Here is a 25450-nt window from a genome sequence, read left to right as displayed (position 1 = left end):
ATAGGGTGACCCGCAGTTGGTACGCCGATGGAGGGACGATGACGAAGGAGAAGGCGCACGCGAGGCGCGAGCATCTGCAGAGGATGCGGGCCGAGCAGAAGCGCAAAGAACGCCGAGCCGCGCTGCTCATGTGGGGCGCCGGCGGGCTCATCGTCGTGCTGCTCGTCGGCGTGGTCGGTTTCTACCTGGTCAGGCGGGCGGAGGAGACCAATCTCGACGCCGTGGTCAGCGTGAAGTACGACGCCGGCCAGCACGTGCCGAACGCCGTGACCTACAAGGAGACGCCGCCGATGGGCGGCGAGCACAACAACTACTGGCAGCAGTGCGACATCTACGACCAGCCGATCCACAACGAGCACGCCGTGCACTCGCTGGAGCACGGCGCCGTCTGGATCACCTACCGCCCTGACCTGCCCAAGGCCCAGGTCGACCAGCTGAGGGAGGTCGCCACCTCCACCGGCCAGCAGGACTACATGCTGATGAGCCCGTTCCCCAACCTGCCGTCGCCCATCGTGGCGTCGTCGTGGGGCCACCAGCTGCGGCTGACCGACCCGCAGGACCCAAAGCTGGAGGCGTTCATCAACCGCTACCAGAACGGCCCTGACACGCCCGAGCCGGGCGCCACCTGCGGCGGCCCGGACGCGATCACCACCACGGCCGACCAGGCGCCGCTGCCGCCCGAGCCCACGGGCGGCCAGCAGGCCCCGATGGAGACCCTGGCCCCGACGCCCGGCGAGTCGCAGCAGTAGGAGCCTTCCCGGAGGGCGTGCTCAGCCGAGCACGTCCTCCAGCGGCGTCCACTCCAGGTCGTGCGCGGCGGCCACCGGCCGGCTGGTCAGGTGGCCGTCGTGGGTGTTGAGGCCCAGCGCCAGCGCCGGGTCCGCGCGCATCGCCCGCCGCCACCCCTGCTCGGCGACGGCCAGCGCGTACGGCAGCGTCACGTTCGTCAGGGCGTACGTCGAGGTGTGCGGCACGGCCCCGGGCATGTTGGCCACGCAGTAGAAGACCGACTCGTGCACCCGGTACGTCGGCTGCTCGTGCGTCGTCGGCCGTGAGTCCTCGAAGCAGCCGCCCTGGTCGATCGAGATGTCCACCAGCACCGAGCCCGGCTTCATCCGGCTGACCAGGTCGTTGGTCACCAGCGTCGGAGCCTTGGCGCCGGGCACCAGAACCGCGCCGATGACCAGGTCGGCGTCCATCACGGCGCGCTCGATCTCCAGCGTGTTGGACGCCACCGTCTGGCAGTGGCCCTGGTAGATCAGGTCGGCCTGGCGCAGCTTGTCGATGTTCCTGTCCAGCAGCAGCACCTCGGCCTGCATGCCGAGGGCGATGGCGGCGGCGTTCATGCCGGACACCCCGGCCCCGATCACCACGACCTCGGCCGCCCGCACGCCCGACACCCCGCCCATGAGCACGCCCCTGCCGCCCCCCGAGCTCATCAGGTGGTACGCGCCGACCTGCGGCGCGAGCCGTCCCGCCACCTCCGACATGGGCGCGAGCAGCGGCAGCGCCCCGTCGGCCGTCTGCACGGTCTCGTACGCGACCGCCGTGCATCCCGAGTCGAGCAGCGCCCGCGTGCAGCCCGCCGAGGCGGCCAGGTGCAGGTACGTGAAGAGCACCAGCCCCTTGCGCAGCCGGTGGTACTCCTCCGGCATCGGCTCCTTGACCTTCATGACCAGGTCGGACGCCCCCCAGAGCTCGTCGGGGTCGGCGACCATGACGGCGCCCGCGGCGGCGAAGTACTCGTCGGGTATCGCGGATCCGGTGCCGGCGTCGTTCTCGACGAAGACCTGGTGGCCCTGGCGTACGAGCTCGTGGACGCCCGCGGGCGTCAGCGCCACGCGATACTCGCTGTTCTTGACCTCTCGCGGAACACCGACCTTCATGGCCAACCACTTCCCGCCAGGCATGAGATCCTTCATCCATTCTCACCTGTTTTCGAGGGTTGCGAGAGGATTGCCCGGCTGATTACCCCGGCGTGACCACTCCTCGATAGGCTCACCGGCAGCCCGACCGTCAGAATGGGATCGCCAACCGATGGACATACCGGAAGAGCCGCCGACCGCGGACCCGGGGGAGCCGAAGGCCAGCAGACTCACCACCATCGTGCTGATCGTCTCGCTCGTGCTCGTCGTGCTCGTCGCCGGCGTGGCCGGCACCGTGGCCGTCCTGATGACCAGGAACCCCGACGCTCCCCTGTTCGGCGGCACGCCCCCGCAGCGGCTGGCCGTGCCCGTGCACTTCGCGCCGGTCCGCGAGACCAAGCCCGCGCCCTGCCCCGGCGACCCGGCCGTGCTCGACGAGGAGCAGACCACCTGCTACCTCCTGGAGGACGGCGTCACGGTCAGCGCGGTGCAGCGGGTGGAGCCCGTGCGCGAGAAGGACGGCACGTACTCCGTGCGCGTCGCCGTCGCGTCGGGCTTCAAGGAACGCCTGGTGCAGCTCATCGACGAGCTGGCGCCGGAGCAGCAGCAGGTGGCGGTCGTGCTCGCCCCCGAGGACCCCCAGCAGCCGAAGACGGTGCTGGTCGCGCCGGTCGTCACCCAGCCCATGGACGGCGACAGCCTGAGCATCGCAGGCTTCACCCAGCAGGACGCCGAGGCGCTGACCACCCGCCTGCTCGGCACCACTCCCACGTCGTCCCCCTCCCAGCCCACATCCACCGGCGCCCCCCAGCCCAGCACCCCGGTGGTTCCGTCAACCGGCACCACCGGCGGAACCGGCGGCACGGGAACGCCCGGCGGCATCGGAAGTACGGGCGGAACCGGCGGCACGGGAGGAACGGGCACCGGCACCCCCGGCGGCACGGTCGGCAATGGCGGCACAGGCACAGGCACAGGCACAGGTACAGACACGGGCACAGGTACGGGCACGGGCACAGGCACAGGCCGGCCGGGTGCGACCGGCGTCGGGCGCGTACCCGACAAGCGCTACCCCTCCTGCAAGGAAGCGATAGCCGCCGGTGACGGCCCCTACTACCAGGGCACCCACGTGGAGTACTCGTGGTACATCGACGTCGACCGCAACGGCGTGGCCTGCAACAGCGCCGACATCCGCTAGGACGAGACCACCCGATGCCCATGCAGCAGCCGCTCACGTATCACGCGTTCGTCGAGCTCGCCGGCGCCGACCCTGCCGTTGTCGGGCTGGTCCTGAAGGGGTCTCAAGCGCACGACGGCATGGCCACCGGGCATTCCGACCACGATCTGTACGTCGTCCTCGCCGATGGCGCGGCGACGGAGCTCAGCCGGTTCACCGGTCACCGCACCCCTGAACTCGACCTCGTCTTCGTCTCTCTCACCGAGTTCCGCGCGGCCGGGATGCCGGGCTTCGAGCGTTACGCGCTCGCCCGCGCCAGGGTCGTGCTCGACCGGCTCGGCGGCGGCATCGCGGAGATCCTGGCCGCCAAGGCGCGGCTCGACGCCGGTGAGGCGTTCCGGGACTGCGCCGAGTGGCTCGACGCCTATGCCAACGCCCTCTACCGTTCGGTCAAGAACGACCGTGACGGGCACGTTCTCGCCGCCCGCCTCGACGCCGCCGACAGCGTCAGGTTCCTGCTGGAGCTGCTCTTCGCCCTCGACCGCCGTCCCCGCCCCTACAACAGGTACCTGGAATGGGAGCTCGCCCGGTACCCGCTGCCGGGCTGGGACACCCGCACGCTGCTGGACACGGTGCAGCGGATCTCGACCACGGCGGACGCGGCCCCGCAGCGCGCCCTCTTCGCCCGGGTGGAGGCGGCGGCCCGGCGCGCCGGGCATGGCGCGGTGCTGGACGCGTGGGGCGACGACCTCCGCCTGATGCGTCCGCCTACGTGAACACCTGCTCCAGGAAGTCGATGCCGAAGTAGCCGAGGAAGACCAGCGAGACCGCCCACAACAGCCACGGGATCTCCGAGAACCGCCCCTTGACCGCCTTGATCAGCGTGTAGGTGATCACGCCCGCGCCCACGCCGTTCGTGATCGAGTAGGTGAACGGCATCAGCGCGATCGTCAGGAACGCCGGCACCGCGAGGTCGAGGTCGTGCCAGGGCACGTTCCTGCTCTGCATCATCATGAGCGCCCCGACGAGCACCAGCGCGGGCGCCGCCGCGGCGGCGGGCACCACCCCCGCCAGCGGCGTGAACAGCAGCGTCACCCCCAGCAGCGCGCCGGTCACCAGACTCGCCAGCCCGGTGCGGGCGCCCTCGCCGACACCGGCGGCCGACTCGACGAAGACGGTGTTGGCCGAGGAGCTCGCCACGCCGCCGACCACGCCGCCGACGCCGTCCACGGTCAGGATCCGGCCCAGCCGCGGCACCCGGCCGCGTTCGTCGACCAGCCCGGCCTCGTCGCTGACGCCGATGATCGTGCCCATCGCGTCGAAGAACCCCGACAGCACCAGCGTGAACAGCACCACCGTCGCGGTGAGCGCCCCCGCCCGGGCGAACCCGCCGAACAGATCGAACTCGCCCAGCAGGCCGAAGTGCGGCGCGGAGATCAGCGCCTCCGGCACGCGCGGTGTCACCACGCCCCAGGAGCCGGGCTGGACCCTGGCCAGCGCGTTCACCAGGATGGACAGCGCCGCGGTGATCACGATGCTGATCAGGATGGCGCCCGGCACCCTGCGGACGAACAGCATGATCATCAGCAGCAGGCCGAAGCAGAACATCGCGACCGGCCAGCCCGTGAGGTGGCCGGTCGCGCCGAGCTGCACGGGCGTGCCGGTGCCGCGCGCGACGAAGCCCGCGTCCACGAGCCCGATCAGCGCGACGAACATGCCGATCCCCACGCTGATCGCGTGTTTGAGGGCCAGCGGGATGGCGTTCATGATCAGGGTGCGCAGCCCCGACACGGCCAGCAGGATGATGACGACGCCTTCGAGCACCACCAGCCCCATGGCCTCGGCCCACGTCATGAACGGAGCGGCCTGGTAGGCGACGACGGCGTTGAGCCCGAGCCCGGCCGCCAGGCCGAACGGCGCGTTGCCGACGACGGCCATGAGAATCGTGGAGATGGCCGCCGCCAGCGCCGTGGACGTGGTCAGCTCGGCGATCGACAGCCGCGCGCCGGTGACGTCCTCCGCGCCGGCGAGGATGATCGGGTTGAGCAGGATGATGTAGGCCATCGCGACGAACGTGGTGAGCCCGCCCCGCACCTCGCGCCCGACGGTCGTCCCCCGCCCGGTGAGCTCGAAAAACCTGTCGAGCACCGACATCCCCCTTGTTGATCAGGGGGAATGTCGGCTAGCTACCCGGCGAGGGTCAAGATCACGCTTTCTCGTGCCGCCCGTGGCCCACGAGCGCGACGAACTCCTCCAGCTTGATCGTCCCGTCGCCGTCGCTGTCGGCCGCGGCGATGAACGCCTCGACCTCGCTCTCGGAGGCGCCCTGCCCGCCCAGCGCGTCGTTGGCCTTCCTGATCTCGTCGGCGGTCAGCAGGCCGTCGCCGTCGGTGTCGAAGCGCTCGAACTCAGCCTCGGCCGCCTCACGCGCGCTTGCCATCGGATGCCCCCTCTGTGATACCGCTATCGGACAAGGCGATATCTTCCGGCCTGACCGGAACGCGAGTCAACCGGAGCCCCGTGGCCGCGCGCACGGCGGCGGCGATGGCGGGGGTGGAGGACAGCGTGGGCGGCTCGCCCGCACCGCGCAATCCGTACGGAGCCGCCGGGTCCGGAAATTCCACGATTTTCAGCTGCATGGGCGGCATGTCGAGGATCGTGGGGATCAGATAGTCGGTGAACGACGGGTTCAGCACCTGCCCGTCGCGGACCTGGATCTCCTCCATCAGCGCGAGGCCCAGGCCCTGGGCCGAACCGCCGTGGATCTGGCCCTCCAGCGCCTGCGGGTTCATCATCCGCCCGACGTCCTGCACGGCCGCCAGCTCCACCACCTTGACCAGGCCGAGCTCCACGTCCACGTCCACGACCGCCCGGTGCACGCACAGGGCGAGCTGCGTGTGGGAGTCGCCCTGCCCGGTGTCCGGATCCATCGGGTACGTCGGCCGGTGCCGGTACTCGCGGGTCTCCTCGATCGGCCCGAACCTGGCCAGCGCCTCCCGCGGCGGCAGCCCGTCGAAGCGCTCGCGCACGGCCTCGCAGGCCGCCCGCACCGCCCCGCCCGTCACGTACGACTGGCGCGAGGCCGACGACGAGCCCGCCGAGCCGACCGAGGTGTCGGCGGCGGCCACGGTGACGTCCTCGATGCCGAGCTCCGTGCGGGCGATCTGGGCCTGGAGCGTCACCAGGCCCTGGCCGACCTCGGCCGCCGCGGTGTGCACGGTGACGCGCGGCTCGCCGCCGACCAGCTCGGCGCGCACCCGGGCCGTGGAGTAGTCGTCGAAGCCCTCGGAGAAGCAGATGTTCTTGATCCCCACGCCGTACCCGACACCGCGGCGCACGGACTCACCGTGGGTGGTCTGCGAGACCCCGCCCGGCAGGGTCCGCAGGTCGCGCTCGCCGCGGGACGCCTCGGGAAGAGGCATGGACGCGAGCTCCCGCAGCATCTCGGCGAGCGGAGCCGGGGAGTCGATCACCTGGCCGGTCGCCAGCCGGGAGCCCTGGGAGACGGCGTTGCGCAGCCGGATCTCCACCGGCGACAGGCCGCACGCCTCGGCCAGCCGGTCCATCTGCGACTCGTACGCGTAACACGCCTGCACCGCGCCGAACCCGCGCATCGCCCCGCACGGCGGGTTGTTGGTGTACACGCCGGTCGCGTCCACGTGCACGTTCGGCACCTCGTACGGCCCCGCGCCGAGTGAGGCGGCGTTGCCCACCACGGCGGGGGTGGACGAGCAGTACGCGCCGCCGTCCAGCAGGATCTCGGCCCGGACGTAGACGAGCCGGCCGTCGCGGGTGGCGCCGTGCTCGTAGCGCATCCAGGCGGGATGGCGGTGCACATGGCCGAAGAACGACTCCTCGCGGCCGTAGACCATCTTGACCGGGCGGTTCAGGCGCAGGGCCAGCATGCAGGCGTGGATCTGCATCGACAGGTCCTCGCGGGCCCCGAACGCGCCCCCGACACCCGCCAGCGTGATGCGGACCTTCTCGGGCGGCAGGCCCAGGCAGGGGGCGATCTGGTCGCGGTCCACGTGCAGCCACTGGGTGGCGGCGTACAGGTCGACACCGCCGTCCTCGGCGGGCACGGCCAGGCCCGACTCGGGCCCGAGCGGCGCCTGGTCCTGCATGCCGACCTCGTACTCGCCGGTGACGACGACCTCGGCCTCGAACGTGTCGCCGCGGCGCACCGGCTGCCGCCTGACGACGTCGCGCGACTTGCGGGGATCGGTCACGGCCTCGCGGGGCTCGTAGTCGACCACGACGGCCGCGGCCGCGCGCCGGGCCGTCTCCGGATGGTCGGCCGCCACCACGGCGACCGGCTCGCCCTGGTAGCGGACCTGGTCGATGGCGAGCACCGGCTGGTCCTTCAGGTCGAGGCCGTAGAACTTCGCGCCCGGCACGTCCTCGTGCGTCAGGACGGCCAGCACACCCGGCATCGCCAGCGCGGGCCCCGCGTCGATCGAGCGGATCCACGCCGACGGGTGCGGGCTGCGCAGCGTCACCCCCCACACCATGCCGTCCAGCCACAGGTCGGAGGCGTAGGCGAACTCGCCCGTCACCTTCAGCGTGGCGTCGGGCCGGCGGGCGCTCGCGCCGACGCCCTGGTCCGTCACCGCCGGGGGCGGCACCGTCTCCATCATCCTCCGAGTAGAGCACCGCGGCCCGGTGCCCTCCTAGCGCCCGGCGTGAAATCCGGGTCAGCGGTTGTCCTGCCGGGCTTGTATATTCCTCCAAGTGCGGATATCCGACCTGCTGGCCATCGAGGATCTCCGCCTCACCCTGCTCGCCGGAGACCCCGGCCGCGAGTTCCGCGGCGTGTACATCACCGACCTGCCCGAGCCGGGGCGCTACCTCGGCGGCGGCGAGCTGGTGCTGACCGGCCTGCTGTGGCGGCAGGCTCCAGAAGACTCGGAGCGTTTCGTGGCCGCGCTGGCCGAGGCGGGGGTGGCCGCGCTCGGGGCCGGGCAGGCGTGGCTCGGCCACGTGCCGGCCGACCTGGTGGCCGCGTGCCGGGCGGCCGGCCTGCCGCTGGTCGAGGTGCCGACGGAGGTGTCGTTCCGTACGCTCGCCGAGCGTGTCATGCCGCTGCTCGCGGCCGACGTGCGCGACGCCCTCGGCCGCCACCGCCGCCTGGTCGCCGCCGTCGTCGAGGGTGCGGGCCTGCGCGAGCTGTTCGAGCTGACCGCCGCCGAGCTCGGCGTCACCGGTGCCGTGCTGTCGGCCTCGGGCGAGGTGATCGTCGGCGCGGCCGGCGATCCCGTACGCCTGGCGAAGGCGTACCTCACGGCCCCGCGACTGCCGGTCCTGGCCGGCGAGCACACGATCTTCGCGGTCGGCCGCGGCCACCGCGCCGCCGGATGGGCCCTCGTCTGCGAGGGCGACCTGACGGGCCACGCCGACCTCGGCTACGAGCTGGCCGCCTGCGTGGGCCTCGAACGCAGCCGTACGGAGGAGGGCCGCCGGGTCGAGCGCCGGCTGATCGAGCAACTCGTCGTGGCCGCGCTGGCGGAGGCCGACGTGGCCGAGCTCAACGCCCGGCTGCGCACGTGCGGGATCGAGGCGGCGGAGCCGTACGCGATCGTCGGCGCCACCGCCCCGCGGCCGGGCGCCACCCGCGGGCCCGACCCCGCCACGCTCGGCGGCCAGATCGTGGAGGAGCTGCTCGGCCGCGAGGTCGTCGCCGCGGCCGGCGCCGACGGCGCGGTGGCCGTCGTGCCGCTGCGCGGCGGCACCACCGGAGAGCTGGCCGAACGGCTGCGCGCGGGGGCCGAGGTGCTGTCCGTGCTGCCCGACACCCGCCTGTGCGTCGGGCTGAGCGGGGCGCTGACCGGCGCGGCCGCGCTCAAGGGCGGCGTCGAGGAGTCCGGCCACGCGCGGCGGCTGGCCGAGGCGCGGGCCGGGGGAGTGGTGACCAGTGACGAGATCTACACGCACGCGCTGCTGCTGGCCACGGTGCCGGGCGACGTGCGCAGGTCGTTCGCGGCCCGGCTGCTGTCAGCGCTGCTCGACTACGACCGCCGCCACCAGTCCGACCTGGTGCGCACGCTCGGCGTCTTCCTCGACTGCGCGGGATCGTGGCACGCGTGCGCCGAACAGCTTCATGTACACGTCAACACCGTGCGCTACCGCATCAGGCGGATCGAGGAGCTGACCGGCAGAGACCTGTCGACGATGGCCGACAGGGTCGACTTCTTCCTGGCCCTGAGAGACACGGGGCCGCCCCGATGACCTCGGGGGACACCCCGGCGAAGAGGGGGCGCGGGCCTGAACGGCGAGTGCGGTGCCGTTGTCCCGGCCGAGTCCGGCCTGCCGGCGATGTGCGGTGTCGAGCCTGGCAGACGGACGTGCCCCCTCTTGCCGGGATCACGTCAGCAGCAGTACATGTCGTCCATGGTGTTGTAGACGGGCGACGCGATGGCGCTGGCGGCCGTAGCATTGGCTCCGACGGTCACCGCGACAGCAAGGGCGGCGATCAGAGCGGACAGGGCAAAACGCATGCGCATTGGGGGTTCTCCCTCGCCTTGTGGGGTTGCTCGGACATCATCTTCTCAGGGAGCGACGACTGTGACCACTTCTGACCAGGTCGGACTCCGCATCAGAACGGTTCGACGGCAACGCGGCCTCTCCCAGGCACAGCTTGCGCACCCCGAGTTGTCGGACAGTTACGTCTCGTTGATCGAGAGTGGCAAGCGTACCCCGACAGGGGCCGTTCTTGAACTTCTGGCACAAAAGCTGGACTGTTCGCTGTCCTATCTGATCAACGGCGTCACCGCCGAGCAGATGGAGGACATCGAGCTCGCCCTCGGCTACGCGCGGCTGGCCCTCGAGAACGGAGAGGTCAGGGAGGCCCGCACTCGTTTCACCGAATTGCTGGCGAACAACAACCTGACAGGGTTGACGGCTCTTCGTCAAGAGACGGAATTCGGGCTTGCGCTCGCCCACGAAGCGTGCGGTGATCTCGACCAGACGATCTCCATCCTGCTCAGGCTGCGCGAGGAGGACATGCCCGTCGACCGCCGGGTCGAGGTGGCCATGGTGCTCTGCCGCGCCTACCGCGACAGCGAGCGGCTGAGCGAGGCGGTCCAGGTCGGTGAGCAGATGCTGGCCGGCGACGCCCGCATGCCGTGGAGCGACTCGCTGGTCGAGCTGGCCGCCACCCTGCTCGCGGCCTACGTGCTCCGCGGCGATCTGCTGCGCGCCCGCCAGTTCGCGGCCGAGCTGCTCAACGCCGCCGACACGCTCGGCACGCCGCGCGCGATCGTGGCCGCCAACTGGAACGCCTCCATCGTCGCCCACACCACCGGCCACCACGAGGAGGCGCTGTCGTTCGCCGAGCGCGCGATGGCGGTGCAGACGGAGACCGGCGACCCGCGCGGCATCGCCCGTACGCGCGTCGCCCTCCAGCAGCGGCGGCTGCGGGGCCGGCCCGCCGAGGCCGAGTCCGTACGCGACGCGCTGCGCGCGTCGGTCGACGAGCTCGACCAGACCTCGGTCAGCCAGGTCGACCGCGCCCGCGTCCGCGTCGAGCTGGCCTGCGCCGAGTACATGACGGGCGACCTCACCGAGGCGGCGGAGCACGCCAAGGCCGGCATGGAACTCGTCCCCGAGTTCGGTCACGTGCTGGGCGCCGAGGCCCATCTGCTGCTCGGCCGCATCTACGGCGCCGTCGGCCGCTCCGAGGAGGCCGCCGCCCACGTGGCGTCCGTCCGCGACTGGCTGACGCCGCTGCCCGACACCCGCCGTTCGGCCTCCACCTGGTACGCCACCGGCGAGACGCTGGAACAACTCGGCGACGCCGACGGAGCCGTCGAGGCCTACCAGCGGGCGCTGTCCTGCGCGGGGCTGTAGGGGGGTTCGGACCGGGCGGCGGCCTCGGTAGCCTTGGGGGTGTCATGAAGACTTCCCCGCTCGCGGCACTCACCGCGATTCTCGCCGCCCTGCTGGTGATCGGCACCGCCGCCCCGGCGCTGGCGCACGACGCGCTCAAGAGCAGTTCGCCGGCCAAGGACGCCACGGTCGAGTCGCTCGACGAGGTCAGGCTCGAGTTCAGCGGCAAGGTCCGCATGCCGTTCGTCATCGTGCGGGGCGACGGCGACGCCCAGCACGAGAGCGGCAAGCCCGAGGTCGACGGCGCGGTCGTGACCCAGGCCGTCGACGGGCCGCTGCCCGACGGGCGCTACACGATCGCCTACCGCGTCGTGTCGTCCGACGGGCACCCGATCGAGGGGGAGATCCCCTTCCGGGTGAAGGGTGCCCCGACGCCCACCCCGAGCACGGCGGAGTCGGCGAGCGCCCCGGCCGAGCCGGCCCCCGCCGTCTCGGCGAGCAGCGGCGCCGCCCCACCGGCGAGCGCCGGCCCGCCGACCCCGGCCGACGCCGCCGCGAGCGTGGCCGCCGACGAGGCCGCAGCCGACGAGGGGGTCACCTACCCCGTGTGGCTGATCATCGTCGTCGGCGCGCTCATCGGCATCGGCATCGGGTTCCTGGTGAGCGCGAGAAGAAGGAAGCCGTGAGCCGCGCCGCTCGTCTCAGTCTCGCGGCCGCGGCCGCGGCCGTCGTCGCCCTGGCCCTCGCCATGATCGCGGGCGGCAGCGCGTTCCCCAGGATCATCCCCGGCCTGCCCGACGCGGGCGTGGTCGTCAGATGGGGCCTGCCGCTGTCCAAGCTCCTCATGGACACCGCGGGCCTGGTCACCGTCGGCCTGCTGCTCATGGCCGCCATGCTGCTGCCCAACGACAAGGGCGTGCTCGGCGCCGGCGCGCTGTCCTACGTCAAGGCCGCCTCCTGGGCGGCGCTGACCTGGGCGGGCGGCGCGTTCCTCGCCATCGTCTTCGGCGCCGCCGACTCCATCGGCCGCACGGTGCCGCAGATCCTCGACCGTACGATCCTGACCAGCTACGCCACCCAGACGACGCAGGGCGTCGCGCTGACGCTCGTGGTGCTGTTCGGGGTGGCGATCGCGCTGTTCTCGCGCGGCGCCATCACCGCCGGGGCCGCGGCGGGGCTGCTGGTGTTCGCGATGGTGACGCTGCTGCCGGCGCCGCTCACCGGTCACACCTCCTCCTCGCCCAACCACGACCTGGCCACCTCCTCGGTCTCGCTCCACCTGCTCTCGATCGCCCTGTGGGTCGGCGGGCTCGGCGTGCTGGCCGTCCACGCCGTGCTCCGCCGGCCGCAGCTGGAGGTGGCCGCTGCCCGTTTCTCGCGCATGGCGCTGTGGTGCTACGCCGCGGTGGGCCTGTCGGGGGTGTTCAGCCTGGTGGCCCGCCTCGGCGCGTTGTCCGACCTGTGGACCTCCGAGTACGGCGTGCTCGCCGTGGTCAAGATCGTGGCGTTCGTGCTGCTCGGCTACGTCGGCTACTGGCACCGGCAGCGCACGCTCGCCGACCTCGAAGGCCGCAAGCCTCGCGCGTTCACCCGGCTGGCGGGCGGCGAGCTGCTGCTCATGGCCGCCACCGTCGGCGTGGCCGTGGCGCTGTCGCGCACACCGCCGCCCGCCTTCAGCGTCCCCGCCGACCGGGCCTACGAACTGCTCGGCTTCCCGATGCCACCCGCGTTCTCCATCGGCAACATGCTGACGTTGTGGTGGTTCGACCTGTTCTTCGCCGCGGTCGCCGGCGTGCTGGCCCTGCTCTACCTGCTCGGCCTGATCCGGCTGCGGCGGCGCGGCGACCACTGGCCGGTCGGCCGCACCGTCTCCTGGTTCGTCGGCGTGGCGATCCTGGTGTTCTGCACCCAGAGCGGGCTCGCGCGCTACGCCAAGGTGATGTTCGACGTCCACATGGTCGAGCACATGACGCTTTCGATGGTCGTGCCGATCTTCCTCGTCCTCGGCGGTCCCGTCACGCTGGCGCTGCGCGCGCTCAAGCCCGCGGCCAGGCGGGGCGACAGGGGGCCGCGCGAGTGGGTCGTCACGATCCTGCACAGCCGGTTCACCAAGGTCATCACGCATCCCGTGGTCGCCACGGCCATCTTCGTGGCCTCCACGTACGCGCTCTACTTCACGCCGCTGTTCGAGTCGGCGATGAACGAGCACCTCGGCCACATCGCGATGACCCTGCACTTCCTGCTCAGCGGGTGCCTGTTCTTCTGGGTGATCATCGGCGTCGACCCGGGGCCCAACCGCCTGCCCCACGTCGGCCGGCTGCTGATGCTCTTCGTCACGATGCCGTTCCACGCCTTCTTCGGCATCGCGCTGATGATGATGGGCTCGCCCGTCGCCCAGGGCTGGTATGAGCAGCTCGGCCGCACGTGGGGCGACACGCTGCTGCAGACCCAGCGCGACGGCGGCGCCATCGCGTGGGGGTTCGGCGAGATCCCGACCCTCATGGTGCTGCTGGCCATCGCCGTGCAGTGGTACCGCGACGACGACCGGCAGGCGAAGCGGGCCGACCGCCGGGCCGACCGCACCGGCGCCGGAGATCCCGAGCTCGACAGCTACAACGACTACCTCGCCAAACTCAACCGTGCGGACAAGGGCGAGTAGCGTTGCGGGGATGGTGCTTGCACTTTCCGACTACAAGTCCCTGGGCCTGACAGGTAGCCTTTCTCACAGGGGAGACGGGCATAACCCCATCAGTCAGCGTGCGTAGGCCTTGAGGGGGGACGCGCACCGCGACGTTGGGTGCGCCGGAGTGGGGACCGGCGTGGGCTCGGGTGCCAAGGAAGGCGAGATCCAATTGGCGGAAGAGACACGCATGCGCGGGGGGCAGGGCCTGGCGGAGGAGCTGGAGAGCTGCCTCGCCGAGTGGTCGGAGCGGACGGGCATCGCGGTCGAGACCTGGGCGCTGCCCAAGACCGACGTGCCCTCGCCCGTCTCCAGCGCCGTGATGACCGTGCTCCACGAGGCGCTGTCCAACGTCGAGCGGCACAGCCGGGCCCGGACGGTCTCCATCGCCGTGACGGCCGGCAAGAAGGGGTTGCGCATGACCGTCAGCGACGACGGCCGCGGTTTCCTCGCGGCCGGGCCGGGGCGGGGCATCGCGCGCATGCGGGCCGCGTTCGCCGAGATCGGCGGGAACCTCTCGGTCAACAGCGTGCTCGGGCAGGGCACGACCGTGAGCGGTGTGGTGCCCCACCACGAGTGACCTGTCGCAGGTGAGCCGCCGGGTCAGGGCAGCGTGAGGATCTCGCTGCCCTTCTCGGTGACCACGATCGTGTGCTCGAACTGGGCCGTGCGCTTGCGGTCCTTCGTGACCGCGGTCCACTTGTCGGGCCAGATGTCGTACTCGATCGTGCCCAGGGTGAGCATCGGCTCGATGGTGAACGTCATGCCCGGCACCAGCTCGACCCGCAGCGACGGGTCGTCGTAGTGGGGCACCATCAGGCCGGAGTGGAACGTCGTGCCGATGCCGTGACCGGTGAAGTCGCGGACGACGCCGTAGCCGAAGCGCTTGGCGTACGCCTCGATGACGCGGCCCACGACGTTGAGCTGGCGACCGGGGGCGACGGCCCTGATGGCGCGCATCATCGCCTCGCGGGTGCGCTCGACCAGCAGCCGCGACTCCTCGTCGACCTCGCCCACGAGGTAGGTCGCGTCGGTGTCGCCGTGGACGCCGCCGATGTAGGCGGTGATGTCGATGTTGACGATGTCACCGTCGCGCAGGACCGTGTCGTCGGGGATGCCGTGGCAGATGACCTCGTTGATCGACGTGCACAACGACTTGGGGTAGCCCTTGTAGCCCAGCGTGCTGGGATAGGCGCCCTGGTCGATGAGGAACTCGTGGCCGATCCTGTCGAGTTCGTCGGTCGTGACGCCCGGCCGGATGTGCTTGGCGACCTCTTCGAGCGCCTGGGCGGCGATCTTGCCGGCCACGCGCATGCGCTCGATCATCTCGGGACTCTTCACGTCGGACTCGCCGGTCCTGGGGCGCTTCTTGCCGACGTACTCCGGCCGCTCGATGTGGGCGGGGACCTTTCGCAAGGGCGAAACTCGCCCTGGCTGGAGCAGTGTCGTCATGAAACATGAGTCTACGGGGCAGAATTGACCACGTGAGCGAAGGCCAGTGGTGGTTCTGTCTCAAGCACATGCGCGTCGAGCCCGAGAAGGGCTGCCCCAACAAAGACCGGATGGGCCCCTACTCCACGGAGCAGGAGGCGGCCGGGGCGCTGCAGCGCGCCGCCGACCGCAACAAGACCTGGGAAGAGGCGGACCAGGACGAGGAGTGACGCTACGGCACGACGGCGTACGCCCTGACGGGGAACGTGCCCATGCCCGCCACCATCGGCGGCGCGGCGTGGAAGCGGAAGCCCTCGTCGGGCAGGGCCGCCAGGCCGGTCAGATGTTCCACCAGGGGGATCCTCGCCCCTAGCAGGATCGAGTGGGCGGGCCGCTCGCCGCGCGGCGGGGTGTCGTCGATGTTCAGCGAGTCGATCCCGACCAGCGCCGCGCCCTGCTCGGCCAGCCAGGCGGCCGACTCGGGGGCGAGGTAGGGGTGGCCGGAGAAGTAGGCCTCCGTGCCGAAGTGACGGTCCCAGCCCGTGTGGATCAGCACGGCGCGGCCCCGTACGTCCAGCGAACGGTCCACGGTGACCGCGCGCTCGCCGCCTGCCCGTAGGACGAGACCGGGCAGGTCGGCCAGCCGGTCGATCGGCACCTGCGCCAGGTCGGCGCCGCCGGCGTAGCGGTGGTGCGGGGTGTCCACGTAGGTGCCGGTGTTGGCGGTCAGCGTGATGACGCCGATGTGGAACTCCGTGCCCGGCGCGTACACCTCGCGTGAGTCCTCCCTGCTCAGGTGGACGCCCAGGGCGGGGCCGGGGATGCCGGGGTAGGTGGTCATGCCCTCGGTGATGCGGTGGCTGAGGTCGACGATCATCCGGCGACCGTCCTCGTCCGCAGGCGTACCAGCTTGGCCAGGGCCACGACGCCGATGGCGGCCCAGACGAAGTTGAGCCCGACCGACGGCCAGGCGGAGCTGTAGGCGCTGTTGATCATCAGGCTGACGGATCCGACGAGGTTGATGATCTGGTACGTGAGCCCGTCGCCCGACATGCGCGACGACGAGACCAGGCCGTAGCCGGTGAGCAGGAGGGCGGCGCCGAGCCAGCCGACCACGGTGAGCAGGAAGTCCATGGGGGACATTGTCGGGAGGCGCCGCTGTGAAGGGCAAATAACGAAATCTGATGCGCGCCGTAAGCGGCCCTTCATGGATCTAGTCGGTGACCCGGGGGCCGCTGACCTTCTCCAGGAGGCGGGCCAGGCGGTCGCGCAGGCCAGGGCGCTGCTCGATCTCGCCGGCCGCCGCGCTGACCAGGTGTTGCGCGCCGTCGAACGTCACCGGCCCGCCGCTCGGCACCGCGATGGCGTCATGCGCGAGCCCGGCCAGCTCGGGGTCGCCGCCCTGGACGGCCAGGATCGTCGCGCCGGTGCGCCTGGCGTCGTCGACGCGTTCGAGCAGGGGGACCGGCGCCTGCTGCTCGGCCAGCACGAAGAGCGTCTCGCCGCGCGCGGCGCGCTCCAGGCGGTCGAGGCCGACGCGCAGATGGGCCGGCGCGTCGGCGGGCGGCCGCCAGCGCACCAAGGTGGGCGTGAGCTGCGGCAGGCCCGCGTACCTGGCCTCGTCGCTGAGGTGCGCGGTCACGTGCCAGGGCTCGTCGTCGGGCGGCCCCACCACCAGCAGGCCGCCGGGGGACCGGGTGGCGCGCAGGGCGAGGCCGAGCTCGCGGGCGCGTTCGAGCCAGCCGCTGCCCTCCAGGAGCTCGCGCAGCAAGGCCACCGATCCTGAGTCCATGCCTCCATGGTGCCCGACGGACTGGCGAGGGGAGAGTGATTCGCCATGATGGCGGGGCCGGGGCGCTCGGGGCAGCGGCGCGGCTGGCATCATCGGGGCTATGACAGATGTGAGCGGGCTTTCCATCGGCATCCTGGGCGGCACGGGCGACCAGGGCAAGGGGCTGGCGCGGCGGTTCGCGCTGGCCGGGCGGCGGGTACTCGTCGGGTCGCGCAGCGCGCAGCGCGCCCACGAGGCGGCCGAGTCCATCGGGGCCGGCGTCGAGGGCGACGAGAACGCCGCCGTCGCCGCCGCGGCCGACCTGGTGATCGTCGCGGTGCCGTACGAGGGGCACAAGGCGTTGCTGGAGTCGCTGCGCGCCGAACTGGCCGGGAAGATCGTGGTCGACTGCGTGAACCCGCTCGGCTTCGACAAGCAGGGCGCGTACGCGCTGCCGGTCGAGGAGGGCAGCGCCGCCCAGCAGGCCGCGGCCGTGCTGCCGGACAGCCGGGTGGTGGCGGCCTTCCACCACGTGTCCGCCGTGCTGCTGATGGACCCCGCGGTCGACAAGGTCGACCTCGACGTGCTGGTGCTGGGCGACGACCGCGAGGCCACCGACACGGTGCAGGCGCTGGCCGAGGTCATCCCGGGCGTGCGCGGTGTCTTCGGCGGGCGGCTGCGCAACGCCCACCAGATCGAGGCGCTGACCGCCAACATCATCTCGGTGAACCGCCGCTACAAGGCGCACGCCGGGCTGCGCATCACCGACATCTGAGCTACAGCCAGCCGGCGTCCTGGGCGATCCGGATGGCGTCGATCTTGTTGCGTGCCCCCGTCTTCGCGATGGCCGTGGTCAGGTAGTTGCGTACCGTGCCTGAGGACAGGTGGAGGCGGGAGGCGATCTCCTCGGCAGAGGCGCCGAGCGCGGCCTGCCCGAGCACGGTCGACTCCCTGGGCGTCAGGGGGCTCTCGCCGTACTCCATCGCGGTCGAGACCAGCTCGGGGTCCAGCACGCGCAGCCCCGCGGCCGTGCGCCGGACCGCGTCCGCCAGCCGGTCGCCGGGGGCGTCCTTGACGAGGAACGCCTCGATGCCGGCCGACAGCGCCCTGCGGACGTGACCCGGCCGGCCCAGGGCGGTGAGCACCAGCACGCGGCACGACGGCAGGCGCTCGCGCAGCGTGGTGGCCGCGGTGATGCCGTCCACGGCGGGCAGGTCGATGTCGAGGACGGCGACGTCGGGCCGGACCCGCAGCGCCGCGGGGAGGATCTCGTCGCCGCGGGTGACCTCCGCGACCACCTCGATGTCGTTCTCCAGGCGCAGCAGGGCGGTGAGGGCGGCGCGGATCATGTGCATGTCCTCGGCCAGCAGCACGCGGATCACGCGGCGCCGTCCATGGCGCCGTCCCTGGCACCCTCCAAGGCGACCTCCATGGTCAGGACGAAGCCGCCCGCGCCGGTCGGGGCGGCGGTGCAGGAGCCGCCCGCCTGCGCGGCGCGTTCGGCGAGGCTCGTGAGGCCGCCGCCACCCGTTCCGGCTGTGTCCGGTACGGGTGGGGTGCCGTCGTTGGCGATCTCCAGCCGGAGCGTGCCGTCGTGGGGCGAGGTGGTGATCGTGCAGACGGTGGCCCTGCTGTGACGCAGCACGTTGGTGACCGCCTCGCGCACGCCCCAGGCCAGCGCCTCCTCCGAGCGCCGCGGCAGCGCCACGTCGGCCAGGTGGGCCTGGACGCCGACCCCGGACGACTCCAGCAGGGCGACCGCCCGGTGCACCTCGCCGGTCAGCGACATGGCGCGGAAACCCCTGGCCACCTGGCGTACGTCGTGGGCCGCCTCCCTGGCGACCTGGGCCAGCTCCTCCACCTCGGTGCGGGCCGAGCCGGGGTCGCGCTCGACGAGCCGGGCCGCGAGGTCGCCCTTGAGGGCGATCGCCGTGAGGCTGCGGCCCAGGCCGTCGTGCAGGTCGCGGGAGATGCGCAGCCGCTCCTTCAGCACCGCGGCCTCCGCCAGCTCGGCCCTGGCCTCCTCCAGCTCGGCCGTCACGCGGGCGAACCGCACCATCGCGTACGTCATCGCGCCCGTCGTCGGCACGGTGACCAGGTAGAAGCAGACGATCACCGGCGGGAAGTGCGACAGCAGCCCCAGCGCCACGCCCTCGTACAGCATCATCACGGCGACCAGCGGCGTGGCCAGGCGCAGCGGCAGCGACACCAGCAGCGTTCCGGCCAGCAGCGGGGCGTTCACCGCCGACATGCCGCCCGGCAGCAGGGGGTCGGGCAGGTAGGTGACGACCGCCTGCAGGACCAGCGTGAGCGGGTAGCGGGGCGGGCGCTCGCCGCGCAGGCCGGCCCGCAGGTTGACGTGGTGGGTGATGACCACGGCGAGGATCGCGAGCACGGCCAGCGCGCCGTACAGAGGGCCCTGCAGGAGGTAGAGGAGCGCGATCGCCGTGTACGCGCAGGACACGGCCGTGATGAGCCCGATGGCGAGCCGTCGGGCCGAGAAGGCGACCACAGTGCCGATTATGACGGGCCTACGACCGGTCCCTAGGACCGGCGGGGTTCCCAGCGGAACCACAGCCGGATCGCGGCCAGCCCGGCGGCGGTCCAGGCGGCCAGGACCAGGAGAGGCAGCGCCACGTCGCCGGTCCTGACGGCGTCCACCACGGCCGTGGTCGGCAGCAGGCCCAAGGCGGTCTCCAGCCACGAGGGCAGCGGGATCGGGATCGTCCCCGACGCGAACCAGGCCAGCAGGAAGACGGGCATGGTGAAGACGGGCGTCAGCTCCGCGCGCGGGACCGCGGCCGTGTACGCCGCGCCGAGCAGCGTCAGCACGGCCGAGCCGGCGGCCGTGACGGCGGCGAACGCGAGCGGGTTCGCGGGCAGCGGGACGCCGGCGGCGAACCGCACGGCCACCGTGCACAGCACGATCAGGGCGAAGGTCTGCGTGGCCGTGCCGGCGATCTGGCCGAGGAGGATCTGGGCGTCCGTCAGGCGGGTGCAGCGCAGACGTTTGAGCACGAGCTGGTCGCGGCGGACGGACAGGGTCATCGTGGTGTTCATGAGCGCGGTGAGCGCCAGGAGCAGCGCGATCGAGCCTTGGAAGACCACCGTGGCCAGGGCTGCGCCGCCGGGCGAGAGGTGCCGCATGAGCGCGGGCAGGCCGACGGACAGCACGACCGGTGTGATCACCGTGCCGATCAGCATGGGTGTGTCCCGCCAGAACAGTCGGGTCCCCAGACGGTAGGCGGCGGTCAGACTCACGGTGTCCTCCACGAGGGTCGGTCGGCGTCGAGGGGATGTTCGGCAGCGCGGCGGGGCGCATCGGGCTGAGGGAATCGGTCGGCCTGCCGGTGGGGCTCCGGGAAGCCGCTCACGGGGTGTTTCCGGCGGGTGCCCGTCCGTGGGGTGGTCCGCCGGTGGGAGTCCCCGTTCACGGGGTGGGTTCCGGGCGGAGCTCCAGGAACAGGTCCTCGAGGGTGGCGGCGCGGACCTCCAGGCCCTCCAGACGCAGGCCGAGGCCGGCGGCCCAGGTCAGCAGGGTCTGCGCGGCCACGTCCGGGTCGGCGACGCGGCAGACCGCGTGCCCGTCCTCGACCGTGACCGGCAGCGGCAGCTCCGCGGCGGTCACGTGCGCGGGCAGCCGGAAGGCCACCCGCCCCCGGCGCGCCGCCAGTGTCTCGGCCATCCCGCCCGAGGCCACGATCCGGCCCTCGTCCAGGATCGCCATCGCGGACGCCAGCCGCTGCGCCTCCTCCAGGTAGTGCGTGGTCAGCAGGACCGTGGTGCCCTGCCGGGCCAGGTCGCGGACGACCTCCCAGGTGTGGGCGCGCGCCTCGGGGTCCAGGCCGGTGGTGGGCTCGTCCAGGAAGAGCACGTCGGGGCGGCCCAGCAGGGCGAGCGCCAGGTCGAGGCGGCGCTTCTCCCCGCCGGACAGCTGACGGACGCGGGTGGCCGCCTTGGACGTCAGCCCGGCCAGGTCGAGGGCCTCGTCGCGCGGACGCGGCGTGGCGGTGAAGTCGCGCCAGACGTCCACCGTCCGGGCCACCGACAGGTCGGGGAAGAACCCGGCCTCCTGCAGCATGACGCCCGTGCGCGTCCGCATGGCCGCCCGGTCGACGTAGGGGTCGAGGCCGAGCACCCGCACCGTGCCCACGTCGGCCCGCTGGAACCCGGCCAGCACCTCGACCGTGGTCGTCTTGCCCGCGCCGTTCCTGCCGAGCAGCGCGAAGATCTCACCTTCGGCCACCTCGAACGACACGTCCCGCACCGCGGGGAAACCCCGGTGACTCTTGCGGAGCCCGCTCACTTCGATCGCTGTCATGCCTCCCACTGTCGCGGCGCGCGATCGCGGGCGACAGTGAGAAATTCACGAGGTGCGGGAGAGCTTGAGCAGCGCGGCCGCGACCTCGTCGGGGCTCACCAGCTGGTGCAGGTGCCGGCCGGGCAGCCGGGTCACCGGCCAGCCGCGGCGGGCGGCCTCCTCGGCGACCTTGTCGTACGGCGGGCCGTACCACAGGCACGAGCACCTGACGTCGTCCCAGCCGGCGGGCACGGGGATGGCCTGCGTGTAGTAGTCGAGCGGCAGGCGCGGCTGCTCGGCCGCCACCCGCACGCGTTCGGCGGGGTCGGGCAGCATGGCCACCACGTCCTCCTCGTCCCACCAGTCGGTCCAGCGCGGCAGCACGCCGTAGGGGCCGGCCAGGTCGTGCAGGAACGGCAGGAACGCCTCCTCGGCCGTCCTGACCAGACCCTGGCGGGGCGGGATGTGGGCGTCGGCGAACACGCAGGCCACCACCCGCTCGCCCAGCGCCTCCTTGATCACGGGGACGAAGAATCCGGCGTTGCTGTGGGCGGCGAGCACGACGGGGGTCTCGGGGGCGGCGGCGCGTACCGCGTCGACCACCCTCGGCCAGTACGGCGCCCCGCCCGTCGACACGCCGGTCAGGTCGGGCACCACGGCGGCGTGCCCCCGGAGCTCCAGCGACCGCGCCACGGGCGCCCACGTCGAGGGGCCGACGGAAGGGCTGTGCACGAGGAGGAAGGTGGATCGCATGCGTCCACCCTGTCAGACGACCAAGGGGTGACGGGAGACCGTGCGGCCGTCCGCGCGGTAGGACCTCCAGGCCACGGCCAGGTTGTTCACCGCTCGCGAAAGCTCCTGACGCGGGAACAGGAAGTGCAGCCGCAGGCGGTCGGCGTGCCCGCCCGCCGGGTCGAACGAGCGGCCCGGCGGCACCGCGACGCCGTGCCGGAGCGCCACCTGGGCGAAGGAGTCGGCGTCGCCGCGCGGGAGCCGCACCCAGACGGTCTGGCCGCCGAGCGCGGGTTCGAACGTCCAGGACGGCAGCCGCGCCCGCAGCTCGGCGCACAGGTGGTCGTGCCGGGCGCGTAGCGTGCGCACCTGCGCGGCGCGTACCTCGCCGAGACGGCGCAGCAGCGCGACGGCGGCGAGCTGGCTGAAGACCTCGCCCCCGAGGTCGTGGACGGCGCGCAGGCGGGCCAGCCGCGACACCACCGGCGCCGGCGCGCGGATCCAGCCCACCCGCAGCCCGCCCCAGACGAGCTTGCTCAGCGACCCCACGGTGATCACCTGCTCGCCGCGCCCGAACGCGGCCACCGGCGGCGGCGTCTCGCCCGAGAAGCACAGCTCGGCGAGGACCTCGTCGTCGACCAGCGGCACGTCGTGCGCGGCGGCCAGCGTGGCCAGCCGTCTGCGGGACGGGACGTCCATGACCGCGCCGTCGGGGTTGCGGGCGGTGGGGACGAAGTAGGCCAGAGCAGGGCGCCGGCGGACGTCCTCGATGCTTGTCGCGGGTTTGACGACCGCGGCCGCGTGCCGGAACACCTCCAGCGCGCCCGGGTACGTCGGCGTCTCGGCCAGCACCGTGTCGCCGGGCGCCACCAGCAGCCCGGTCAGCAGGGTGAGGGCCTGCTGGGCGCCCGTCGTCACGATGATCTCCTCGGGCGTGGTCGGCAGGCCCCGTCCGGTGTAGTACGCCGCCAGCGCGGCCCGCAGCGCCGGATGACCGGCCGGCGCGTAACCCAGATCGTGCACGCCCGTCAGACGCGCCCCTGCCTCGGCGTACGCCTCGAACAACGCGGCCGGCGGGGCAGGAGGGGCGGCGCAGGTCAGCAGCCGCACGCCGTCCGGCGGGTGGAGGAGGTGCTGCAGCAGCGGGTTCGCCGGCACGCCGTCGGCGGCCCGCGTCGCCGGCAGGTCGAGCGGGGCGACCCTGGTGCCGCTGCCCTGCCGCCGCACCAGGCGGCCCTCCTGGCGCAGCAGGTCGTACGCGGCCACCACCGTGCCCCGGCCCACCGCGAGCCGCCTGGCCAGTGTGCGGTCGGGTGGCAGCGTCGTGCCGGGGGCGAGGACGCCGTCGTCGACCAGCGCCCGCAGCCGGGCGGCCAGCAGGAGGTAGAGGGGCCCGCGCCCCGACGCCCACCGGCCCAGGAGGTCGACGAGGTCATCGAGATTGGTCCCCTTCATGAGCCAATTGTGGCCTATTTCCGCCTTTGCCGTGCAGGTTCGCCGCTGGACTAGCCTCGGCGTATGTTCGTTGTCTCCATGATCGGGGGAATGCCGTGACCACCGTTGTCCACGAGGATGTGCTCGCCGCCGCGGCGAGGACAGGCGGTCACGTGCTCCGCACGCCCGTGCTGGAAATCTCGCCGGGGTTGTGGTTCAAGCTGGAGCTGCTGCAGCACTCCGGGTCCTTCAAGGTGCGCGGGGCGTTCAACCGCATCCTGGCCGCCGGCGACGTGCCCGCAGGCGGAGTCATCGCGGCCAGCGGCGGCAACCACGGGCTGGCCGTGGCGTCCGCCGCCCGCGCCCTGGGGGTGCGCGCCGAGATCTTCGTTCCCGAGGTGACGAGTCCCGTCAAGGTGGCCGGGCTCAGGGCACTGGGGGCGCACATCACGCAGACGGGCGCCATCTACGCGGAGGCCGCCGAGGCCGCGGCCAAACGCGCCGCCGAGACCGGGGCGCTGCAGGTGCACGCGTACGACCAGCCCGAGGTGGTGGCCGGGCAGGGCACCACCGGGCTGGAGATCATGGAGCAGACCGGCGGGATCGACACCGTGCTCGTGGCCGTGGGCGGCGGCGGGTTCGCGGCCGGGGTCACCGTCGGCACGTCCGGCGGAGGCTCGGCGCCGCGCATCGTGGCCGTCGAGCCCGAGCGCATCCCGACCCTGCACGCGGCGCGCGAGGCGGGGAAGCCGGTGCCGGTGCAGGTCGGCGGGGTGGCGGCTGACGCGCTTGGTGCCAGCGTGATCGGCGGGCTGGCGTTCGAGATCCTGCGCGGGCCGAGGGTGGAGAGCGTGCTGGTGAGCGACGAGGCCATCGTCGCGGCGCGGCGTACGCTCTGGGAGCGGCACCGGGTGGCGTCCGAGCACGCGGGCGCGGCCGCGTACGCGGCGCTGCTGTCGGGCGTCTACCGGCCGGAGCCGGGTGAGCGGGTGGCCGTGGTGGTGTGCGGCTCCAACACCGACCCCACCACCCTGACCGCCGACTGACCGGCCCGCCCCCGCACCGGCTGCTTCCCAGGGACCAGCACGGCACAGCCATGCCACGGGGGTCCGGCGGGACCTCACACGCCGTCGTGGCGCTGGGCTGTCATGCCGTGCTGGTTCGGTGCGACTGCGTCATGTCGTGCGGGTTCAGCGCGGTACCGTCGTGCCGGCCACCCGCTGGGCGGGGAGGATCAGGCCGGCTTCCTCGAGGTCTGCGTCGTCGGGTGGCCGGGCGGGGCGGGCGATGCGCCCGTGGCGGCGGGCTCCGGTGCCTGGGTGGTCAGGTGTAGGTGTGTTCGGGGGACGGGAAGGCGCCGGATCTGACGTCGTCCGCGTACGCGCGCGCGGCGCGGTCCATGGTGGCGGCCAGGTCGGCGTACTGCTTGACGAACTTGGCCGGGCGCGGCGTCAGCCCCATGAGGTCCTGCCACACCAGGACCTGGGCGTCGGTCGCCGCCCCGGCGCCGATGCCGATCGTCGGGATCGCGAGCGACGTCGTCACCCGCTGCGCGAGGTCACCCGGCACGCACTCCAGCACCACCGAGAACGCCCCGGCCCGCTCCAGGTCCTTCGCGTCGGCCATGAGCTCGTCGCCCGCCTGGCCCCGGCCCTGGACGCGGTAGCCGCCGAACACGTTGACCGACTGCGGGGTCAGCCCGAGGTGCGCCATCACCGGCACCCCGGCCGACACCAGCGTCTCGACCTGCGGCAGGATGCGGCGGCCGCCCTCCAGCTTGACCGCGTGCGCGCCCGCCTCCTTCATGAAGCGCGCCGCCGACTCCAGCGCCTGCGCCGGCGAGGCCTGGTACGACCCGAACGGCAGGTCGGCCACCACGAGCGCCCGCGACGAGCCGCGTACGACGGCCGCCGTGAGCGGCAACAGGTCGTCGACCGTGACCGGCAGGGTCGATTCGTGGCCGTAGACGACCATTCCCGCCGAGTCGCCCACCAGCAGGACCGGGATGCCCGCCTCGTCGAAGACCCGGGCCGTCATCGCGTCGTAGGCGGTGAGCATGGCCCACCGCTCTCCGCGCTCCTTGGCCGCGGCGAGGTCGCGGACGGTGACGCGGCGTCCCTGCGCACCGCCGTACAGCGTGGTTGAAGAGGACATGTGTAAACCCTCCAGAAACGTCTCGAGGCGCCCCAGTGCGTCCCCGGACTCCCTCCGATGATGTCACGCGGGAAAACCCGTGGCG

General features: G+C 72.5%; 27 protein-coding genes. 11 read left to right on the top strand and 16 right to left on the bottom strand.

From position 1 onward, the window contains the following. Positions 1–38: 38 nt before the first annotated feature. On the top strand, positions 39–749 hold the full coding sequence (locus ACIBP6_RS19200) for a DUF3105 domain-containing protein (RefSeq protein WP_397053811.1): 711 nt from the start codon (positions 39–41) through the stop codon (positions 747–749). Between the two features lie 21 nt (positions 750–770). Here ACIBP6_RS19200 and ald read toward each other — a convergent pair whose 3' ends face one another. Then, positions 771–1886 (bottom strand): alanine dehydrogenase, encoded by a 1116-nt coding sequence (gene ald / locus ACIBP6_RS19195; protein WP_397053809.1) that lies wholly within the window; start codon positions 1884–1886, stop codon positions 771–773. A 151-nt stretch (positions 1887–2037) separates the two neighbouring features. Between ald and ACIBP6_RS19190 the strand changes: the two genes are divergently transcribed. Next, entirely contained in the window at positions 2038–3060 is a 1023-nt protein-coding gene (locus ACIBP6_RS19190) for an excalibur calcium-binding domain-containing protein (protein ID WP_397053807.1), read from the top strand. Between the two features lie 14 nt (positions 3061–3074). Beyond that, entirely contained in the window at positions 3075–3815 is a 741-nt protein-coding gene (locus tag ACIBP6_RS19185) for a hypothetical protein (RefSeq protein WP_397053805.1), read from the top strand. Here the strand turns inward: ACIBP6_RS19185 and ACIBP6_RS19180 are convergent. From ACIBP6_RS19180 to ACIBP6_RS19170, 3 genes are read right to left on the bottom strand one after another with little or no spacing between them, the layout of a single operon-like run. Then, a complete protein-coding gene (locus ACIBP6_RS19180) occupies positions 3808–5193 on the bottom strand; it encodes an NCS2 family permease (protein ID WP_397053803.1) in 1386 nt (461 codons plus the stop codon). The two genes, ACIBP6_RS19185 and ACIBP6_RS19180, sit on opposite strands and share 8 nt — an antisense overlap. A 52-nt stretch (positions 5194–5245) precedes the next feature. Further along, complete coding sequence (locus ACIBP6_RS19175) at positions 5246–5479, bottom strand: EF-hand domain-containing protein (RefSeq protein WP_132620622.1); 234 nt, start codon at positions 5477–5479, stop codon at positions 5246–5248. Continuing rightward, complete coding sequence (locus ACIBP6_RS19170; protein WP_397053801.1) at positions 5463–7676, bottom strand: molybdopterin cofactor-binding domain-containing protein; 2214 nt, start codon at positions 7674–7676, stop codon at positions 5463–5465. The genes ACIBP6_RS19175 and ACIBP6_RS19170 overlap by 17 nt, the downstream gene beginning before the upstream one ends. Before the next feature lie 94 nt (positions 7677–7770). Here ACIBP6_RS19170 and ACIBP6_RS19165 point away from each other — a divergent pair, with 94 nt between their 5' ends. Further along, positions 7771–9264, top strand: coding sequence for a PucR family transcriptional regulator (locus ACIBP6_RS19165; RefSeq protein ID WP_397053799.1), 1494 nt, complete (start codon positions 7771–7773; stop codon positions 9262–9264). 140 nt (positions 9265–9404) lie between these two features. Here ACIBP6_RS19165 and ACIBP6_RS19160 read toward each other — a convergent pair whose 3' ends face one another. Next, positions 9405–9539: a hypothetical protein gene (locus ACIBP6_RS19160; RefSeq protein ID WP_281282822.1), complete on the bottom strand. Its 135-nt coding sequence runs from the start codon at positions 9537–9539 to the stop codon at positions 9405–9407. 61 nt (positions 9540–9600) lie between these two features. Here ACIBP6_RS19160 and ACIBP6_RS19155 point away from each other — a divergent pair, with 61 nt between their 5' ends. The 4 genes from ACIBP6_RS19155 (at position 9601) to ACIBP6_RS19140 (ending at position 14123) form a co-directional block, all read left to right on the top strand. Further along, positions 9601–10884: a helix-turn-helix domain-containing protein gene (locus ACIBP6_RS19155; protein ID WP_397053797.1), complete on the top strand. Its 1284-nt coding sequence runs from the start codon at positions 9601–9603 to the stop codon at positions 10882–10884. Between the two features lie 44 nt (positions 10885–10928). Continuing rightward, complete coding sequence (locus ACIBP6_RS19150; RefSeq protein ID WP_397053795.1) at positions 10929–11549, top strand: copper resistance protein CopC; 621 nt, start codon at positions 10929–10931, stop codon at positions 11547–11549. Beyond that, positions 11546–13522, top strand: a complete 1977-nt coding sequence (locus tag ACIBP6_RS19145; RefSeq protein WP_397053793.1) for a cytochrome c oxidase assembly protein — start codon at positions 11546–11548, stop codon at positions 13520–13522. Before ACIBP6_RS19150 ends, ACIBP6_RS19145 begins: the two co-directional genes overlap by 4 nt. Before the next feature lie 211 nt (positions 13523–13733). After that, the gene (locus ACIBP6_RS19140; protein ID WP_397053791.1) at positions 13734–14123 is read left to right on the top strand and encodes a sensor histidine kinase; all 390 of its coding nucleotides are present in this window, start codon (positions 13734–13736) and stop codon (positions 14121–14123) included. Between the two features lie 23 nt (positions 14124–14146). Here ACIBP6_RS19140 and map read toward each other — a convergent pair whose 3' ends face one another. Beyond that, positions 14147–14995, bottom strand: a complete 849-nt coding sequence (gene map / locus ACIBP6_RS19135; protein ID WP_397053789.1) for a type I methionyl aminopeptidase — start codon at positions 14993–14995, stop codon at positions 14147–14149. A gap of 5 nt (positions 14996–15000) precedes the next feature. Between map and ACIBP6_RS19130 the strand changes: the two genes are divergently transcribed. After that, positions 15001–15204: a hypothetical protein gene (locus tag ACIBP6_RS19130; protein ID WP_132620638.1), complete on the top strand. Its 204-nt coding sequence runs from the start codon at positions 15001–15003 to the stop codon at positions 15202–15204. Positions 15205–15206: 2 nt separating this feature from the next. Here ACIBP6_RS19130 and ACIBP6_RS19125 read toward each other — a convergent pair whose 3' ends face one another. From ACIBP6_RS19125 to ACIBP6_RS19115, 3 genes are all read right to left on the bottom strand, one after another. Continuing rightward, on the bottom strand, positions 15207–15851 hold the full coding sequence (locus ACIBP6_RS19125) for a cyclase family protein (protein WP_397053787.1): 645 nt from the start codon (positions 15849–15851) through the stop codon (positions 15207–15209). Then, positions 15848–16108, bottom strand: a complete 261-nt coding sequence (locus ACIBP6_RS19120; protein WP_132620642.1) for a CBU_0592 family membrane protein — start codon at positions 16106–16108, stop codon at positions 15848–15850. The genes ACIBP6_RS19125 and ACIBP6_RS19120 overlap by 4 nt, the downstream gene beginning before the upstream one ends. A gap of 79 nt (positions 16109–16187) precedes the next feature. Then, a complete protein-coding gene (locus ACIBP6_RS19115; protein WP_397053785.1) occupies positions 16188–16766 on the bottom strand; it encodes a hypothetical protein in 579 nt (192 codons plus the stop codon). A 100-nt stretch (positions 16767–16866) separates the two neighbouring features. On the opposite strand from ACIBP6_RS19115, the gene npdG reads away from it, so the two are divergent. Next, a complete protein-coding gene (npdG, locus tag ACIBP6_RS19110; protein WP_397053783.1) occupies positions 16867–17520 on the top strand; it encodes an NADPH-dependent F420 reductase in 654 nt (217 codons plus the stop codon). A 1-nt stretch (position 17521) separates the two neighbouring features. Here npdG and ACIBP6_RS19105 read toward each other — a convergent pair whose 3' ends face one another. The 6 genes from ACIBP6_RS19105 to ACIBP6_RS19080 form a co-directional block, all read right to left on the bottom strand. Further along, positions 17522–18127, bottom strand: coding sequence for a DNA-binding response regulator (locus tag ACIBP6_RS19105; protein ID WP_397053781.1), 606 nt, complete (start codon positions 18125–18127; stop codon positions 17522–17524). Beyond that, positions 18124–19257, bottom strand: a complete 1134-nt coding sequence (locus ACIBP6_RS19100) for a sensor histidine kinase (RefSeq protein ID WP_397053779.1) — start codon at positions 19255–19257, stop codon at positions 18124–18126. The genes ACIBP6_RS19105 and ACIBP6_RS19100 overlap by 4 nt, the downstream gene beginning before the upstream one ends. Before the next feature lie 32 nt (positions 19258–19289). Further along, positions 19290–20006, bottom strand: coding sequence for an ABC transporter permease (locus tag ACIBP6_RS19095; protein WP_397053777.1), 717 nt, complete (start codon positions 20004–20006; stop codon positions 19290–19292). A 169-nt stretch (positions 20007–20175) separates the two neighbouring features. Beyond that, positions 20176–21066, bottom strand: coding sequence for an ABC transporter ATP-binding protein (locus ACIBP6_RS19090; RefSeq protein WP_397053775.1), 891 nt, complete (start codon positions 21064–21066; stop codon positions 20176–20178). A 45-nt stretch (positions 21067–21111) separates the two neighbouring features. Continuing rightward, the gene (locus ACIBP6_RS19085) at positions 21112–21798 is read right to left on the bottom strand and encodes an alpha/beta hydrolase (protein WP_397053773.1); all 687 of its coding nucleotides are present in this window, start codon (positions 21796–21798) and stop codon (positions 21112–21114) included. 12 nt (positions 21799–21810) lie between these two features. Continuing rightward, the gene (locus ACIBP6_RS19080) at positions 21811–23232 is read right to left on the bottom strand and encodes an aminotransferase class I/II-fold pyridoxal phosphate-dependent enzyme (protein WP_397053771.1); all 1422 of its coding nucleotides are present in this window, start codon (positions 23230–23232) and stop codon (positions 21811–21813) included. A 95-nt stretch (positions 23233–23327) separates the two neighbouring features. On the opposite strand from ACIBP6_RS19080, the gene ACIBP6_RS19075 reads away from it, so the two are divergent. After that, on the top strand, positions 23328–24257 hold the full coding sequence (locus ACIBP6_RS19075) for a threonine/serine dehydratase (protein WP_397053769.1): 930 nt from the start codon (positions 23328–23330) through the stop codon (positions 24255–24257). Positions 24258–24534: 277 nt separating this feature from the next. Here ACIBP6_RS19075 and panB read toward each other — a convergent pair whose 3' ends face one another. Beyond that, complete coding sequence (gene panB / locus ACIBP6_RS19070; RefSeq protein WP_397053767.1) at positions 24535–25365, bottom strand: 3-methyl-2-oxobutanoate hydroxymethyltransferase; 831 nt, start codon at positions 25363–25365, stop codon at positions 24535–24537. Positions 25366–25450: the final 85 nt, after the last annotated feature.

This window comes from Nonomuraea terrae, from assembly GCF_044465245.1.
Lineage (GTDB): Bacteria > Actinomycetota > Actinomycetes > Streptosporangiales > Streptosporangiaceae > Nonomuraea > Nonomuraea terrae.
The sequence above is the reverse complement of the archived record's forward strand: the minus strand, read 5'-3'. Positions and strand labels throughout refer to the sequence as shown.

Excerpts from the sequence above, each read along its gene's own strand:
- ACIBP6_RS19200 (WP_397053811.1), top strand. The coding sequence starts at position 39 with ATGACGAAGGAGAAGGCGCACGCGAGGCGCGAGCATCTGCAGAGGATG.
- ald (WP_397053809.1), bottom strand. The coding sequence starts at position 1,886 with ATGAAGGTCGGTGTTCCGCGAGAGGTCAAGAACAGCGAGTATCGCGTG.
- ACIBP6_RS19190 (WP_397053807.1), top strand. The coding sequence starts at position 2,038 with ATGGACATACCGGAAGAGCCGCCGACCGCGGACCCGGGGGAGCCGAAG.
- ACIBP6_RS19185 (WP_397053805.1), top strand. The coding sequence starts at position 3,075 with ATGCCCATGCAGCAGCCGCTCACGTATCACGCGTTCGTCGAGCTCGCC.
- ACIBP6_RS19180 (WP_397053803.1), bottom strand. The coding sequence starts at position 5,193 with ATGTCGGTGCTCGACAGGTTTTTCGAGCTCACCGGGCGGGGGACGACC.
- ACIBP6_RS19175 (WP_132620622.1), bottom strand. The coding sequence starts at position 5,479 with ATGGCAAGCGCGCGTGAGGCGGCCGAGGCTGAGTTCGAGCGCTTCGAC.
- ACIBP6_RS19170 (WP_397053801.1), bottom strand. The coding sequence starts at position 7,676 with ATGATGGAGACGGTGCCGCCCCCGGCGGTGACGGACCAGGGCGTCGGC.
- ACIBP6_RS19160 (WP_281282822.1), bottom strand. The coding sequence starts at position 9,539 with ATGCGCATGCGTTTTGCCCTGTCCGCTCTGATCGCCGCCCTTGCTGTC.
- ACIBP6_RS19150 (WP_397053795.1), top strand. The coding sequence starts at position 10,929 with ATGAAGACTTCCCCGCTCGCGGCACTCACCGCGATTCTCGCCGCCCTG.
- ACIBP6_RS19140 (WP_397053791.1), top strand. The coding sequence starts at position 13,734 with ATGCGCGGGGGGCAGGGCCTGGCGGAGGAGCTGGAGAGCTGCCTCGCC.
- map (WP_397053789.1), bottom strand. The coding sequence starts at position 14,995 with ATGACGACACTGCTCCAGCCAGGGCGAGTTTCGCCCTTGCGAAAGGTC.
- ACIBP6_RS19130 (WP_132620638.1), top strand. The coding sequence starts at position 15,001 with ATGAGTCTACGGGGCAGAATTGACCACGTGAGCGAAGGCCAGTGGTGG.
- ACIBP6_RS19125 (WP_397053787.1), bottom strand. The coding sequence starts at position 15,851 with ATGATCGTCGACCTCAGCCACCGCATCACCGAGGGCATGACCACCTAC.
- ACIBP6_RS19120 (WP_132620642.1), bottom strand. The coding sequence starts at position 16,108 with ATGGACTTCCTGCTCACCGTGGTCGGCTGGCTCGGCGCCGCCCTCCTG.
- ACIBP6_RS19115 (WP_397053785.1), bottom strand. The coding sequence starts at position 16,766 with ATGGACTCAGGATCGGTGGCCTTGCTGCGCGAGCTCCTGGAGGGCAGC.
- npdG (WP_397053783.1), top strand. The coding sequence starts at position 16,867 with ATGACAGATGTGAGCGGGCTTTCCATCGGCATCCTGGGCGGCACGGGC.
- ACIBP6_RS19090 (WP_397053775.1), bottom strand. The coding sequence starts at position 21,066 with ATGACAGCGATCGAAGTGAGCGGGCTCCGCAAGAGTCACCGGGGTTTC.
- ACIBP6_RS19085 (WP_397053773.1), bottom strand. The coding sequence starts at position 21,798 with ATGCGATCCACCTTCCTCCTCGTGCACAGCCCTTCCGTCGGCCCCTCG.
- ACIBP6_RS19080 (WP_397053771.1), bottom strand. The coding sequence starts at position 23,232 with ATGAAGGGGACCAATCTCGATGACCTCGTCGACCTCCTGGGCCGGTGG.
- panB (WP_397053767.1), bottom strand. The coding sequence starts at position 25,365 with ATGTCCTCTTCAACCACGCTGTACGGCGGTGCGCAGGGACGCCGCGTC.